At 28.1% G+C, this 15,700-nt stretch carries 13 protein-coding genes, 2 tRNA genes and 1 pseudogene; 5 read left to right on the top strand and 11 right to left on the bottom strand.

Annotation, left to right across the window (positions count from 1 at the left end):
• Positions 1-21: 21 nt before the first annotated feature.
• Complete coding sequence (locus QLG00_RS14240; RefSeq protein WP_004941634.1) at positions 22-414, bottom strand: SirB2 family protein; 393 nt, start codon at positions 412-414, stop codon at positions 22-24.
• Between the two features lie 11 nt (positions 415-425).
• Positions 426-734, bottom strand: coding sequence for a BolA family protein (locus QLG00_RS14235; RefSeq protein ID WP_025095898.1), 309 nt, complete (start codon positions 732-734; stop codon positions 426-428).
• 224 nt (positions 735-958) lie between these two features.
• On the opposite strand from QLG00_RS14235, the gene QLG00_RS14230 reads away from it, so the two are divergent.
• Positions 959-1,034 (top strand) — tRNA-Gly (locus QLG00_RS14230).
• 41 nt (positions 1,035-1,075) lie between these two features.
• Positions 1,076-1,151: transfer RNA gene (locus QLG00_RS14225), tRNA-Gly, on the top strand.
• A 413-nt stretch (positions 1,152-1,564) separates the two neighbouring features.
• Here QLG00_RS14225 and QLG00_RS14220 read toward each other — a convergent pair.
• The 9 genes and pseudogenes from QLG00_RS14220 to QLG00_RS14180 all read right to left on the bottom strand — a co-directional run bounded on the left by QLG00_RS14220 (position 1,565) and on the right by QLG00_RS14180 (position 10,742).
• Entirely contained in the window at positions 1,565-1,882 is a 318-nt protein-coding gene (locus QLG00_RS14220) for a hypothetical protein (RefSeq protein WP_151746904.1), read from the bottom strand.
• Between the two features lie 55 nt (positions 1,883-1,937).
• On the bottom strand, positions 1,938-4,430 hold the full coding sequence (locus tag QLG00_RS14215; RefSeq protein WP_282471271.1) for a fimbria/pilus outer membrane usher protein: 2,493 nt from the start codon (positions 4,428-4,430) through the stop codon (positions 1,938-1,940).
• Positions 4,431-4,510: 80 nt separating this feature from the next.
• The gene (locus QLG00_RS14210; protein ID WP_151746906.1) at positions 4,511-4,933 is read right to left on the bottom strand and encodes a DoxX family protein; all 423 of its coding nucleotides are present in this window, start codon (positions 4,931-4,933) and stop codon (positions 4,511-4,513) included.
• 27 nt (positions 4,934-4,960) lie between these two features.
• Positions 4,961-5,683, bottom strand: coding sequence for a molecular chaperone (locus QLG00_RS14205; RefSeq protein ID WP_151746907.1), 723 nt, complete (start codon positions 5,681-5,683; stop codon positions 4,961-4,963).
• A 52-nt stretch (positions 5,684-5,735) separates the two neighbouring features.
• Positions 5,736-6,329 carry a fimbrial protein gene (locus QLG00_RS14200; RefSeq protein ID WP_151746908.1) on the bottom strand — a complete coding sequence of 198 codons (594 nt, stop codon included), beginning with the start codon at positions 6,327-6,329 and terminating at the stop codon, positions 5,736-5,738.
• A gap of 397 nt (positions 6,330-6,726) precedes the next feature.
• Positions 6,727-7,585: pseudogene (locus QLG00_RS14195) on the bottom strand (IS982 family transposase).
• A 442-nt stretch (positions 7,586-8,027) separates the two neighbouring features.
• Complete coding sequence (locus tag QLG00_RS14190; RefSeq protein WP_282471270.1) at positions 8,028-9,032, bottom strand: fimbrial protein; 1,005 nt, start codon at positions 9,030-9,032, stop codon at positions 8,028-8,030.
• 53 nt (positions 9,033-9,085) lie between these two features.
• Positions 9,086-10,075 (bottom strand): fimbrial protein, encoded by a 990-nt coding sequence (locus QLG00_RS14185; protein WP_282471269.1) that lies wholly within the window; start codon positions 10,073-10,075, stop codon positions 9,086-9,088.
• 1 nt (position 10,076) lies between these two features.
• The gene (locus tag QLG00_RS14180; protein ID WP_282471297.1) at positions 10,077-10,742 is read right to left on the bottom strand and encodes a molecular chaperone; all 666 of its coding nucleotides are present in this window, start codon (positions 10,740-10,742) and stop codon (positions 10,077-10,079) included.
• Between the two features lie 236 nt (positions 10,743-10,978).
• On the opposite strand from QLG00_RS14180, the gene QLG00_RS14175 reads away from it, so the two are divergent.
• From QLG00_RS14175 to QLG00_RS14165, 3 genes are read left to right on the top strand one after another with little or no spacing between them, the layout of a single operon-like run.
• Positions 10,979-12,157, top strand: a complete 1,179-nt coding sequence (locus tag QLG00_RS14175; protein ID WP_282471268.1) for an EAL domain-containing protein — start codon at positions 10,979-10,981, stop codon at positions 12,155-12,157.
• A gap of 15 nt (positions 12,158-12,172) precedes the next feature.
• Positions 12,173-14,998, top strand: a complete 2,826-nt coding sequence (locus QLG00_RS14170; RefSeq protein WP_282471267.1) for a response regulator — start codon at positions 12,173-12,175, stop codon at positions 14,996-14,998.
• A 42-nt stretch (positions 14,999-15,040) separates the two neighbouring features.
• On the top strand, positions 15,041-15,664 hold the full coding sequence (locus QLG00_RS14165) for a response regulator (RefSeq protein ID WP_282471266.1): 624 nt from the start codon (positions 15,041-15,043) through the stop codon (positions 15,662-15,664).
• The last annotated feature ends 36 nt before the right edge of the window (positions 15,665-15,700 follow it).

The raw sequence follows: 15,700 nt of genomic DNA, 5'->3' as shown, positions 1-15,700 counted from the left end.
AAGGAAAAGTATGTCAAACAATTAGTTAAAAACTGGTTTGATGATCACCAGACTCATGATTGCCACAAATGCAATCGCCCCCAAGAATAGTCCGGCACGACGTTGGACCAGTAAAATTTGATTATCCTTTTTAAAGGCTTTCATGAGCGATGACAACAGTACCAAAAACAGAACCATCTTGGCATAAAACCAAGGCTGAACCTGAAAATGCTTCATAAACAGCAATACAACACCCGTTATCAGCACAATGCTATAACTTAAATGTTGCAAGGCTGTGAGCGGCACACGGGCAATTGGATTGGGCTGCTGATTTTGCGTACCGATAAATAAGGTGAAAGCACGAGCGACAAAGACGACCAGTGCGACGGTCACCGCAGTCATATGAATTATTTTAGTGATGAGATGCGCATCCATATTTTATCACCTCAACGTTTCGGTGCATGTGCACAATCTGGGCTATCAGGTGCCTGCCCTTGCCACTCTTGAGGAACATAAGCATGAATGGCCAAAGCGTGAATACGTGCCGGGCTCATTAAATCGGCAGCTAGCGCATAAACTTTCTGGTGACGCTGTACCAAACGTAATCCTTCAAATATCGGGCTGACCACCACAACTTTAAAATGGCTTTCTTTTCCCGGAAAATATCCTCCATGACCGGCCGACTCATTGATGACCTCAAGATGAATAGGATTCAGTGACATCAATCGCTCTGTTAATTGCTGTTCAAGGCTCATGCGTTTTCCTTTTATAGATTCAACTTCTAGGCAGTATATCGTGTTCTCTCTGTTTTCATTGATCATTTATTGAATACCCGCCCAAGAAATCACATTCATTTTCGATCACCTCTTAGCCAATACGGGACGTTTTAAGCTTATACTGCCTTTATTTTATTCAATCAGTCGATTTATTTGCATAAAGGTGTTGACCCTTGTTTTTCTTAATGTATTATAGGCGGCACGCGGGAATAGCTCAGTTGGTAGAGCACAACCTTGCCAAGGTTGGGGTCGCGAGTTCGAGTCTCGTTTCCCGCTCCAGATATTTTTTGTGAAAGTTTTTGATTAAAACTGCTCATTTTGCGGGAATAGCTCAGTTGGTAGAGCACAACCTTGCCAAGGTTGGGGTCGCGAGTTCGAGTCTCGTTTCCCGCTCCAGATTCTAAAAAGCCCTCATCGAAAGATGGGGGCTTTCTATTGTTGCTTTTGTTATATTTTTAAAACCCGAATTTCTTGGCGATTCGATTCAATAATAAATATTCTTAGTGAAATATATATTTTGTGAGCAAGATGTAAACATGGCGTAACGACCACCGTGAAGATAGTCACAATTAAACTTAAATGTATTCAATAGCCCATCTTTTTTGCTCTACTACAGGTAAAATTATCTTACTCTATTACAAAGCAGCAGCAAGCGACTTTTTGATTAAAGTTATCTTTTTATTTTTTAAAGAAAAGAAAAAATTAAAGATTAATTTAACAACTTCAAATTAAATATAACTCTGTACTGCAAAAAATGTTAAATTAAATTTTAAGTAAAATTAAATAAATTTGAAAGATATATTTCTACATTATCTATTAAATTCATTAACCCACCTTGAAATAGTACCGATACTTCCAATATTAAACTCTTCAACAGCCTGAATATAGGTGATTTTTCTATCCAATATATTAGTAACCACTTTATATTTAAACTCATCAGTATATTTTTTTCTATCATATTTAGAATTAAAATTCTTATTGGTGGAAAAATTATACAAATAAACCCATTGCCTAACAACACTGCTATCAATATTAAACTTTTTACCAGTTTTTTTATATCCATCATTTGGAGAATTCAAATATGTATAAACAACTTTTAATTTGAAGTATTTACTATATTTTGTCATAACTTTTAAACCATTAAATAATTGACTGTTTAAAAGATTAAACAGCCAAAAATAATCAATCTATCTTACACTCACCAATAACATCTTGATAAACCAAATTGCTATCATTATCTGGTAAAGAGTAATTTATAAAACAAGTTTTATCTCCCCAAATTACTTTTAAATAGCCTTTATCATTAATACCAAATGTTAAAACTTTTGAATGATTATCAATTAAACCTAAAAGTTTTGAATTTTGATCAAATACTTGGGCTCCTAATGGAATAGTCTCTCCCATTTCGTCATATACTTTAAATTGAATTCTTCTACCTGATGTAGAAGCGTATTTAACTTTAGTAATCGAACCACGAGTAGGAACTACAACTTTAGAGTTTTCATCAATTTCAGTATCGGTACCAAGTGATTCAGTATTTAGATTAATCCAATTATATCTATAAGGTTGAATATAGGGTAATATAGCAAAGCCTTTTTTATTTGTTTTAACACCAGGCCAACCTGATATAGTTGCATTCTTAACATTTGGAATTTCAATAAGACTAAATGTATCTCCAACAGGTTGTCCGAAAGTAACACCACCAGCATGAGCCATTATAGAGCCAGAAGCACTAAAATTAATTTGTTCAGTATTTTTTCCTTTATTAAAACCACCCTGTAGTTTTAAAGTTGACATATCTGTATTGAGAGAAAATCCTGTAGTAGTTCCACTTAATTTATTTTGACTTAAATTAGCCATATATCCAAACTTAGAATCTGAATTTATAAAACCAGATAAAGTTGATTGATAGGTCTCTCCCCCAGATTTTGAGCTAACAATAGAGTTTGATAGGTTATGAACAGATCGTGTTTTACCTAATGGGATATTCATAGTTAAAGTAATTTGTGTATCATCATTATCGTAGTAGCTATGACTTTTTATATGAGATATTGCAGCTCCATAACTGAATTTTTGATTACTACCATTAAAACCGATTTGCCAATTTGTTGTAGGTTTGATATAACGCCAATATGTAGTTTCATCCATAGATATATAGATAGATTTATTATTGAACAATGTCTGATTTACTCTTAAGTTAAATCTACTTTTTTGTGAGTTTTGATTACTAATCGTCTGAACAAACTGAAGATTTTTGTTATTATCAACAACATGTTGATTAAAAGTTCGAAAACCTTCAGTTGAATAGCGATAACCAGCAACTGTAAATGTTGTATTAGTTGAGTTAAGAGTTTTTGAATACAATATCCTCGAGCTAAATCCTTTATCATTTTTTCCTTCATAATTCTTTGAACTACTTGTTGTCACATCAAAAGAAATTCCACCTATAGCTGAATTTATTCCGATTCCTGTATTTAAGCCAAAGTAATTAGAAGAAAGTATTAAACCACCAAAACCTGTCAAATTATTAAAAAGACCATATACACCAGTTCCATTAATAAATAATGGTGAAGGAAGATCATCTAAATTATATTTTCCAATTGTAAAATTGTATCTAAGATTTCCTTGCCTAATCATCACAGGCTGATATGAATAAGATTGTCTATATTCTTTAACTCGACCGTCAGACTCAATAATTCGCACTAAAAGATCACCATTTGATCCACTTGTGTTTAGATCTCTAAATTCAAATGGTCCAGGAGGCACAGAATTGGAATAGATAACATAGCCATTTTGTCTTATTTCGACCATAGCGTTTGTTTCAGCTATTCCTCTAACAACTGGTGCATAGCTAAGTTCACTGTTACTTAGCATCCCAAGCTCAGAGCTAATTTGGAAACCTTTAAAACGTGAAGATTCGAATATTTCACCCGAAGTATATAACTCTCCTATAGAAATTTTACTCTTTAAGAAATTGATATCTCTTTCAGCATACAAACGATTGCTTCGAAATTCATATTTAGTATTTGAACCACCATTTAACGTAGACTCATTTCTAAAACGCCAGCCAGCTAAATTAAAACCATTTCTAAAATTGATATTAAAAAATTCATTTTCGATATTATAATTTTTTGATTTATAGAAATTACTTTGATAATCACTGAAAAAAGCTGACATACCACTGTCCCACAGAGAATTATCAACACGATCAGTAGCATGTGCAAGATAAGCTTGAGGAATTGAAATTTTTAATTCCAAATTATTCATTTCAAAATTCATAGACGATCCTGGTATTAAAGAAACAATACTCTGAGAATCAATTTTTATTAAATTACTAAGTTCCGTATTATTTGGTACTTTTTTTAAATCTAAACCAAAACTTTGTAAAGTGTTTAAATCAATGACTGATATAATCTTTTTATTTGAATTAACTTCAAGAAAAATTTTATCTCTCTTTATTAAAATATCATTTAAATATATATCAGAATCGTAAAAGCCTGACTTAAAGTAATCATTACGTTTAAAGCTATTTATGTCTACCTTTTCTGCTACTGAATTAAGAAATGTTTCATCAAATTCCACATCTGATGCTTGAGCAAAATAAAAAAAACCAGATAAAATAAAAAGTATAGTTAATTTAAATAAATTAGATACTTTATTAAAGATAAGACACATAAAAAAATCCCCAGCTATAATTAGCTGATCTGGTAAAACAATAAAAACACTAAAAACAAAGTAGCTATAAAGTCAAATTTCTATTTTCTAATTACTTTATTAAAAATTAATTTACTTGGCCCGCATATTAAAAAATGCATTAAACCACCTGCTATAGCTAAATTTTTCATAAATTCATTTATATCAATTGGATTTTTGTCACAATGAAAAATATAAGCTGTGACTAAACAAAAAAATAAAAGAATTAGAGTAAATATGCGTGTTTGGAAACCAAGAAACAATGCCAAACCACTAATAAATTCGACTGAAAAGGTGAGTGGTAAAAAAACGCTAGACACGCCCATAGCCTCCATATATTCTACAGTAGAAGAATAGTTTAAAATCTTGTACCAACCTGAATAAATAAACAAAGAAGACATTAATATTCTTGAAAGTTTATCAATAAAGCAAGTAGAGTTAGTGCAAACTATTAATCTTTCAATTAAAAAATCTGGATTAAACATAAAACCCCAAATAAATCAAGTAGTAACTTATACAACTAAACTTGATTTAACTCTATCAAGACCACCAAAATCATTAATACTATCAAATTCAATATCAATATTTTCTTTAGTTTCATTAAAAGTTTTTTCTAATTTTATACGCCTAACTTCAAATGGATTTATCATTCCATTTTCAACCGTGACAACATTATTATCATTACCTTTTGAAAGGTAAATTTTTGATTGAGCGATTGTTATATGATATTCTGACTTATTATTAATAATTAAATAAATATTACCTTTATTGTTTTCTAATTTAAATTCTAATCTCTTAGCTGCAATTGACTGAGACCCATTTAGTTTATTAGGTCTATAGAACATTTTAATTCTCTGTCGTACAGCCAATAATATAGAATTTTCTAATTTTGATTTTTGAGGAATTTCTTGTATTATCATCCATAGTACTGATTCACGATCGTCAGGCAAACCATCTCCTTTATAAAATAGTCTAAGTTTTTGTTGTTTTTCACCATCTATTCTAACTAATGATGGTGTAACAATAAATGGAATATTATCAGAAGATATTGAATCAGACTCTATCCAAGACTGAATCATTACTTCGTTAATATCTTTATTTGTGACTATGAATGAAGATTCAGCATCTTTAGCATTATAAATCAGACGTGTTCTATCTAAGACAATTCCAGCATATACATATTCTAATGGAAGAATAGAAATAAATAGAAATAATAATCGACATAATATAGACATTTTAGAATTCCTCAAAAAGGGAGGAATTTCCTCCCTTTATTCAATTATTCAATTATTCATAAATTAAAGTAAAAGGTAATGTACCATTAGCAGTACCAGCTGCTTTATCTGCACCATTCGCCACGTAACCTGCACGTAGGTTTAACTGTGCTGAATAAGTAATGTTTTCACCGCTACCAGTTGAAGTCAAACTACCTGTAATATTTTCGTTCCCTGATAAATTAATAAGGTTCCCATTATTATTAAATATACCGATACCAACACCAGTTGCTGTACCCGTTGTTTTCAAAAGAGAATTATTATTTGTATCTAGTCCAGATCCACTGACTGGGTCAAATTGTACCTTTACAGTATTTAAACCTGATGCTGTTCCACCACAATTAAGATTCAAATTTATAGTTTTTGCACCTACAATATTGGTAGCAGAAGAATCTCCAAGAGAATCCATACTCACAGAGCCCAGCCCAACACTAATAGTTTGGCTACCTTGATTTCCTTGAACTTGTGTACCAGCGCCTGGAGTTACGGCACATGATGCTGCTGTGATATTACCAGTGAAATTTATTACACCATCTGCTGCTGATGCAAAAGTACAAAAAGTTGTAGTTAATGTAAAAAAAACTAATTTAGCTGTATTGAAAGACATAAGAATTACTCTGCTTGTTTGGGACAAATAAATTTTAGGGAAAGTAAGAAGAAAAAAATATAAGAAAATTCTTATATTATTTATTTGATAATGAATTAAACTGAAAGAATTAATTATTAATAGATTAAAATAAATTTTAAATTTAATAATTATACTTCATAAGCAAAAAATGAATTATTATTTTTAAAATAAATACATCTTAATATAAAAAATCTTATGATAAAAATTTACTTTTTTATCTAATATAATATAAAATATTAGATTTTAAAATACTGGTTTTTATAAATAAATTTTATTATATATTTTAAACTCTCAAAATAATATTAAAGTTATTGAGTTGCCTCTATATATTCCACATGAATAGTCTACTTAACCCGAATCCTGCTTAAGCCGATGATTACTTAATTTGAATTGTTGGCTTATTTCCATGGCTTATTTGATATGTACATAGTGAGGCGTAAATTCCACTCAGAAATCCATGGAGACTACGTGCTTTACTCGTCACTAAATTGTATTTCCCCTTCAATAAACTGAATAATGTTTCTATCTTATTGCGTTGCCTTAGGTGATATTCATCTGATACACAGAGTTGAATAGCCTTTATATTCCTCCGATGATATGTAATTAAATCAATACCTTGATCTTTCAATCTAATTTTTTAATTCTTGGCTGATGTAACCTCGATCTCCGTAAAGTTTTCCGTTTAGGCCATCAACCAATTGCTCAACCATTTTTATATCAGCAACATGTCCATTCGATAAAGCAGAACGGGCAATTTCACCAAATTGATTCATCGCAATATGTAATTTACAGCCATAAAACCAGCCCATTGAGCTTCTACCACGTGATGCAATTTGGACTAATGATTTATGACGCTGAATACGTTGATTTTTACAAACCGGCAGAGTTGTTGAATCAATCCATAAATATTGTGTACCTTGGCCTTTCATCAGCGCCACATGTAGGGCATGCAGTGCTAATTCATGCCTTTTGATCAGATAAATCATCCTTTGATAGCAAGGCAAGTACTTAAATAAATGGCTTTTATCTTCTTTTAACCAAGTGAAAAAGGCTTTGAAATTATTGAAATGAGAGCATATGTATCAAATGGCAATAAAGCAGATTTCTGAAATTTTAAGTTGAGCAGTTCTGATTCTTAAGGAACCACGGTTTTGTTTGAGAAACTCCCAATAAGTTGATTCAAATTTAAGAGAAAAATCATCAATTACGCAGAATAATTCGGTACTATTGAACATCAGGACTAGAGTTGTGAGTTTGGTGTGGTAACTTAACTGATGGCTCTAGTCGTCTTATTTTTCAAGTCAATTTCTTATCTGCGATTCGGGTTACTTAATTTTTTAAAAATAGACATATGGTTAAAAAATACATTCTAAAAATGAAAAAAATTAGTTTTAGGATTAAATACTTCAAAAAACTTTGGCGAGATATATTTTAACCAATAAATAAGATTAGGTTTAAACTTCAATTCTATTGATGGAATCTACTGTTATAAATTTATTAAAATATTTTAATAATTTAATTTTCAAAAAATATAAAGCGAATACAAGTATTTTAAAAACTTCATTTTAATATTTAAAAAAGATACAATTAAAAATTAATACATCTTAGTAAAAGTTCGAATTATAATAAATATCTAATTACCATAACCAACGAACAATTACTAAGTTTAATTTAAATTTATTTATAAAAAATACTTACACTTAATCCAACATTAAATGATCCAACATTATAATCATATCTTTGCCAAACCAATTGAGCAATATAGTCTACAGAAGAAACCAATTGATCAGTAGATTCAACTAAAGTAAATTCAGAGTTATAAGGTATCTGGTATCGGTCAGTGTTTCTTAAAATCTTAATACCTACACCATTATTATCATTAGGTCTTAATACACCATTATCTAAAAAACCATTTAATGGGGATAAAATTGCTGAGATAGCAAAAACACTATGACATGTCTTACTTGCATTTATTCGAAAAGGTATTTCCTTTATAATATTTGAAATTTTTGGATTACCACTTACATTCCCAAAATTAATAGTTTCAGGTGAAATTGATATTGTAGAACCACAAGAAAGATATCTAAAATTATTTAAATTATTTATAAAAAATTGGTAATAGGGTGGTCGAGTATTTACTCCTCCCACACCATCAAAAGCTAAAAGCTGATAACTAGAAACAGTTGAGAGTGTACCCTCTTTATTTGGTGAAGGTTCACTTTTTTTAGATACAAAAGGCCTAAGATTGATATAGAATTCCTTGCGTGTAGTAGATTCGCATCCTCTAAAGCTTTTACACTCACCTAATAAAATTCCCAGATCATTTTTACAACCTGTCCCAGAAGAGCTACAAACAAAATCCACACCATTCAATGTAACCCCTACCTCAATATCATTTCCTAATATATTATTTCCAGTATCAGTTGGATTGAGATACAAATGAACATTTTCAGGTTTAGCTGTTCCATTTTGCCAGCATGCCATATGTAGTGCAAATTCGTCTCCAATCCATAATTTAGTTCCCTTTGGAAGTGAAGACAAAACCGCTACTGATGTATTAATTGATACACTTGTTGGGCCACTAATACTTTGGCACATAGTTGCATGGCTGTATGAGTAAAATAAAAAAATGATAGTTAAAAGAAATATTCTCTGACTCATAAGTTTAACTACTAATAACACAATTTAATCCTCATATTAATTTTTTAAAAATTCAAAATTAAATTTAATTTCTCTTATTTATAATAAATATCTATATTTACGCCTACATTGAAGCTACCAACCTGATAAGGTTTCTTTAACCAATTAAGTTGAGCATAAAAATTTTTATATTGAGTTTTTTGACTACTATAATCAAATAATAAAAATTCATTATTGATTAATAATTGATTTTTGTTTGAAGAATCGTAAATTTTTATACCAATAGTATTATTATCATTTGGTATAATTATATTATTTTGAATAGTACTATTTATTGGATTCATTAAAGCTGAAATTGCAAAAACACTTTCACATGTTTTATTTAAAGTAATTCTAAAAGGCACTTCTTTGATCAATTGATCTTTATATAGATCTACACTTACATGGCCAAAGTCAATTTTCTGTGGCGATATTGATATATTTGCAGCACATGGAATATTTTTAAAATTATTTAAATTTTCAATATAAAACTGATATGCTGAGGTATCCAAATTTGCACCTCTTCTATCACCAAATGCTAAAAGATGATAGTTAGATAAAGTTGTAACTGTATCAGAATTATTTTGCGAAGATTCACTTTTTTTAATGATAAATGGTCTAAATGTTATTGTCGTATTTTTGGCATTTAATACACAATTACTCCCATTAGCACATGAACCCAAGTACAAATCAATACTTTTTTTACATCCTGATGTGCCAGAATCACAAATAAAATCTTCACCACCTATTGTTACACCGATTTCAATTTGATCCCCCAAAGCACTCGAACTGATATTTTCTGGATTTAAATAAAGATATATTAATTCGGACATTGAACTTGATTCTTGCCAACAACGAAGAGTTGTTGTAACGGAATTACCAACCCATAATTTTGTTCCTTTAGGCAAGGAGGATACGATCCCAATTTTATCATTTATTTTGATATTTGTTGCTGAAGAACCATATACACTTATACACTTTGCTGCATAAGTAGGAGTAGTATCGAAAAAAAATAAAAGAAAAACGATGATAAAGTAATATTTCATTTTAATACTCACTTTTAAATGGAACATTAATATTAGATTTTATATTCACATGATAAGGTAAATAATTACCTTCATCGGTTACTAAACTATAATTTATATAATTAGTTTCGCATGTTAAGTTTAATTCACTATCAAAAAATGGAGATATCATCATATGCTCAATCATAAAATTACATTTATTATTTCCATCTTTAATCCTACTTAAAGTAATATAATATGGAGATAAATTCTTAATTTTTATTTTTGAATTTTTATTCTCTTTAATCCATTGAAGAGCATTACTTTGATTATATTTTGCTATGAAATTTGGCCTGTAAAAGACTTTAAATTTATGATTTAAAGCGAACTTTATTGAATTTTTATTTTCTATTTTTTTTGGTATTTCTTGAATACTTAATATAAAAAAACTTTCTCTATCTAATGGAAGACCAAAGCCTTTATAAAGTATATCTATAGATTTTTTAGAGTTAGGTTCCAGTTTGATCATAGGTGTATTTAATGTCACTGGAATATTATCGGATATATTATTTGGCTGATCTAATGTTGCTAGTACAAGAGTTTCATTTTCAGTTAAATTTTGAATTATAATAGGCATACGTTTTTTTTTCATAATAAATCTAGTTTTATTATCAAAAGCCAAATCTGCGTAAGAACTATTTGGTAACATAAAAAATATAGAAAAACAATAAATAAAAACACGTAATCTTTGTGTAAATGAGTAAAATATAACCAAGTTCATTTTCAAAATAAAGCCTAGCACTTTGATGATCTATGAATTGTAATTATAATGAAAAAATTAAAAAAAAAATTAAGAATATTCTTATTTATCAAGTAAAGCTAAGACAAATTTAAATTTTTTTATTAAAATACTCAAAATTTCATATATTTACCTGGAGATTTAAATTGAATGTTTTAATTTTAGAGAGTAATTATATATCAAATAAGATGATTCAAAATTTTTTATTAAGTTATGAAATATTTAATATAGATACTGTAGATTCTCATTTTGAAAATTTCTTATCCTTATCAAAAAAAAATTATGATTTTATATTCATTGAATTGTCAAACAATCTTCTTTTTAATATTAAAAATATTCAATTGATTGAAAAAAATCATAAATCTTCAAATGTTATATTCATTACGTCTTATCAAAATACAATAATAGAAAATATTACTTTAATAGCAAAAAATTACAATCTTAATGTTTTAGATAAAATTGAAAGACCCTCACTAAGTGTGAAATTAAATAGTGAAAAATTAAAAAAAATTATTGAAAAAAAAAGTAAGAGAAATTATAAATTGGATTTTACATTATGTGAAATAAAAGAAGCTTTGAAAAATGAAAATATACAAATATGGTTTCAACCCAAGATTAATATTAAACACTCTAAAATTGATGGAGCAGAAGCACTTGTTAGATGGATACATCCTAAGTATGGTTTGCTATTAGCAGGTCAAATTATGCCTTTTATTAATTATTTTTCCCTTAATAAAGAATTATTACTAGTAGCACTTAAATTTACTTTTAAAGCACAAATTAGATGGTTAGCTTCAGGTCACTTTATTAAAACTTCAATTAACTTACCTACTTTCCTTCTAGAAGATGAAGATTTTATTAATCAAGTGGAATTAGTAGTCAAAAGTGCAAATATTGATCCAAAAATGATAACTTTTGAAATATTAGAATCAAATACACCATTTTCATTAGGTAAGTATTATGCTTCAGCTTGGAATTTAAGAATGAAAGGTTTTGGCCTAGCTCAAGATGATTTCGGAACGGGTTATAGTTCCTATGCCAATCTTTCTGCAACACCATTTACAGAAATCAAAATTGATAAATCATTTGTAAGCAATTGTCTTGTCAATGAAAAAAAGAAAGAGATATTAACAAGTATTGTTAAATTAGGTAAATCACTAAATTTAACTGTTGTTGCTGAAGGTGTGGAAAATAAAGAAGAAGTTTTATTTCTTAAAATATTAGGATGTGATCAAGTACAAGGTTTTTATTACTATCCAGCGATGACATATATTGAATTTGATAAAATTTTAAATTCTAATAGTTTATCAAATCCTATAAATTAATTTTAGATTTTTATTATGCATAATGATTCACAGCCTGTAGAAGAGTTAGCAAATAGCTCTGTTCGTCAAAATAGAATATTATTGATTCTAACTATCTTTATCGTTTTATGTCTTATTATACTTTTTAAATTAAGCGAAATTTTAATAGATGAAGAAAAAATTAAAATTAATAATAATTTTACTAAAACTATTAACTTAATTAACTTGAATGAAAGATTTCTATTAGATATTAATAATCAATATAGATTATATCCAAGTAATTTTGATTTACCTGGTGGTACACAATTTGTAATGATGAATGAATTACAACACATATATGGAAAAAAGTTATATAGAGGTAGAGGTCTAAATGTTTCTATACCCTTTACAATTTCTTCTGATGAAAATTCTCTAAAATATAAATTTGATAATAGTATAAAGATGACAGTACGAATGGCTGCTTACTATGCAAATTTTTGGTCTTCTTCAGAATTTGAGGGACCGCAACTAATACTAATTTCACATGATCCTAAGTTTTCTATTTCTATTCCTGCAACAGATTATATAAAAATAAAAACACCGTTACGACAGGATAACTATATTGATTCAATCGAGGATCTACGTAATAATATTTTAAAAGAACATATTTCAATTAATGACTCTCGTGTTTGGTGGTCAACATTAGGTAGCAAAGATACATTATACGGATTTATTTTAATTAATATGAAAAGCATTAATTTAAAAAATCCCATGAAACAATTTTTGATATTATCTACAAGCTTTAAAATTAAAGATTATAGTAAGGCAATTTCGAATCAAGAAAAATTATTTTATGATACATTTACTTTGATTTCTCCTGAGGGAAATACAGTAATTGGACCAAAAATTAATTTAAATAATTTTTCTGATGGATTAAATATAAAAAAAAATGGATTGTATCTTGTACTAAAAAAAAACAGTCACAACAATTGGACTGGTATATATTCGATAAGTTATATAAATTTTATAAAACTACTTCAAATTCCTCTTTTTTCTATTTTGTTTATTTTTTCTATTAGTATTTTTTTAATGTTACTCATTAATAATTGGTATACAAAAACTATTGTTCAACCTGCTGAAAAGTCATATTTTGATTTATTAGAAGCAAAAAAATTTATAGCAGATGTTATAGATAATGCTCCAAATGGAATCTCAATAGTTAGATGTAGTGATCAGAAAATTCTATTAGAGAATAAAAATTCACGAACTTGGAATTGTACGAATGAAATTCTTGATTTAATCAAAAAACAACCAGATTCGACTGAATTTTGTTTGAAATTCAATGGTATCTATCTTCAAGTTTTTTTCATCTTAACAAGATATTATGGCGAACAAATTATATTATGTGCGTTTAATGATATTACTCAGCATAGAAACGATAATGTTGAACTTGCTAAAGCTAAAATTTTGGCTGATCAAGCTAGCGATGCTAAAACTTTATTTTTAGCAACAATGAGTCATGAAGTTAGAACACCTCTTTATGGTGTTTTAGGTAATCTAGAATTACTCAATTTAACAGATTTATCTTCTGATCAAAAACTATATTTAGACTCTATAAAAAACTCATCATATTATCTTTCAAAAATTATTAGTGACATATTAGATATATCAAAAATTGAATTAAATCAATTTGATATTCAATATAGTATTTTTTCCCCCTCATTAATGGCAAAAGATATAATTAACTCTTTACAAGCCACAGCTGAGATGAAAAAAATTAAAATAACTTTAACTTTCGATCCTAGAATTCCTCAATATATTCAAAGTGATCACATGCGGATAAAACAAATATTACTAAATTTACTAAATAATGCAATTAAATTTACTGAAGTGGGCTATGTTAACTTACATATAAGTTTATTGGATCAAAATGAAGATATATCAACAATATTATGGCAAATATCTGATACTGGTATTGGAATATCAAAAGAACAGCAAGAATTGCTTTTCAACATATTTTATCAGGTAAATGACTCCTATATTAAAGATGGAGCTGGTTTAGGTTTAGCAATATGCTCAAAACTAAGCCATCTACTAGGAGGTAAATTAAAAGTTTTAAGTGATTTAGGTACTGGAAGTAGTTTCTTTTTAGAATTACCAGTAAAAACAATAAATTCAGAAATTCAAAGCCTTGAAGAGGCTAATCAATTTCCATTATTTTTTTCTAATGAGAAAAAATATAAAGTTTTAATTGCAGAAGATAACTATATAAATAGATCAATTTTAGAAAAACAATTAGAAAATTTAGGTTTAAATGTAGTATCTGAAAGTAATGGCATGAATGCTTTAAAAGCATGGAATGAAGAAAAATTTGATTTAATTATCATCGATATTAATATGCCAAAACTAAATGGATATGAATTAACCAAAAAAATTAGAACCTTAGATTCAGTTACCCCTATAATTGGTGTAACTGCAAATGCTACAATTGAAGAAAAAGAGAGATGTATTAAAGCCGGTATGAATAGTTTTATAGTAAAACCTCTATCTATTGAAGACTTAAAGAATGCTATAGGAAATATTCTAATTCCAGTTACAACTACCTCCTTTAACGGTTTATCAATAGAGATGAAGCAATTATTTACAAAAAGTACTAAAGAAGATTTAAATATTGCGCTAGATGCTATTAATTCAAAAAATTATATAATTTTGATACAACTTTTGCATAAAATCTCCGGTTCTTATGCTGCCATTGAAGAAATTCAAATAGCTAAAACTTGTTTCAAATACGAAAATATTATAAAAAATAGATTTTTTGATAGCACTGATATTCAAAATTTAAAATCTTTTTTAAATTTTTTATATCAAAATTTAGAAAGTTAACAGCTTAAGATATTAATTTCAATATTTCATTAGGAGACGATTATGTCAAAAGTAGTAAAAGTTGTTATAGCAGATGATCATCCTATCATTCTTCTCGGTCTAAAAGAAATTATCTGTAAAAATAAAAACATTTCAGTCGTAGGTGAAGCAACTTGCTCAACTGAAACTGTTGAACTTTTAAAAGAGCAAAAACCCGATATTTTGATTACAGATTTCTATATGCCAAATGATAATATCTATGGTGATGGCTTTAAAATGCTTGATTATATTATTAGAAATTTTCCTTTTACAAAAGTAATTGTTTTGACTATGCTCAGCAATCATTTGATTTTAAAAAAATTGACTAATTTAGGTGTTACAAAAATAATTTTAAAAAGTAATTTTCAGGAGAATATTACAAGAATTCTTAATGATATTTTAAATGAAAAAAATGAAAAAAATGAAAAAAATGAAAAAAATGAAAATTCCACTTTGAATTTAACAATTAAAGAGTACGAAGTTTTGAGATTATTTATAACTGGATTAAGTCTTAGTGAAATAGCTTCCAGAACTAATCGTAGTATCAAAACTATTAGTCATCAAAAAATTTCAGCAATGAGAAAACTCGGGTTTGATAATGATCAAGCTTTAATTCATTATTGTATATATTCTAATTTTTTTAACTAATATTAGATATATTTATAAAAAATCTAAATTTTTCTC

Source organism: Acinetobacter sp. V89_7, from assembly GCF_029967895.1.
In the GTDB taxonomy this organism is placed as follows: domain Bacteria; phylum Pseudomonadota; class Gammaproteobacteria; order Pseudomonadales; family Moraxellaceae; genus Acinetobacter; species Acinetobacter soli.
The sequence above is the reverse complement of the archived record's forward strand: the minus strand, read 5'-3'. Positions and strand labels throughout refer to the sequence as shown.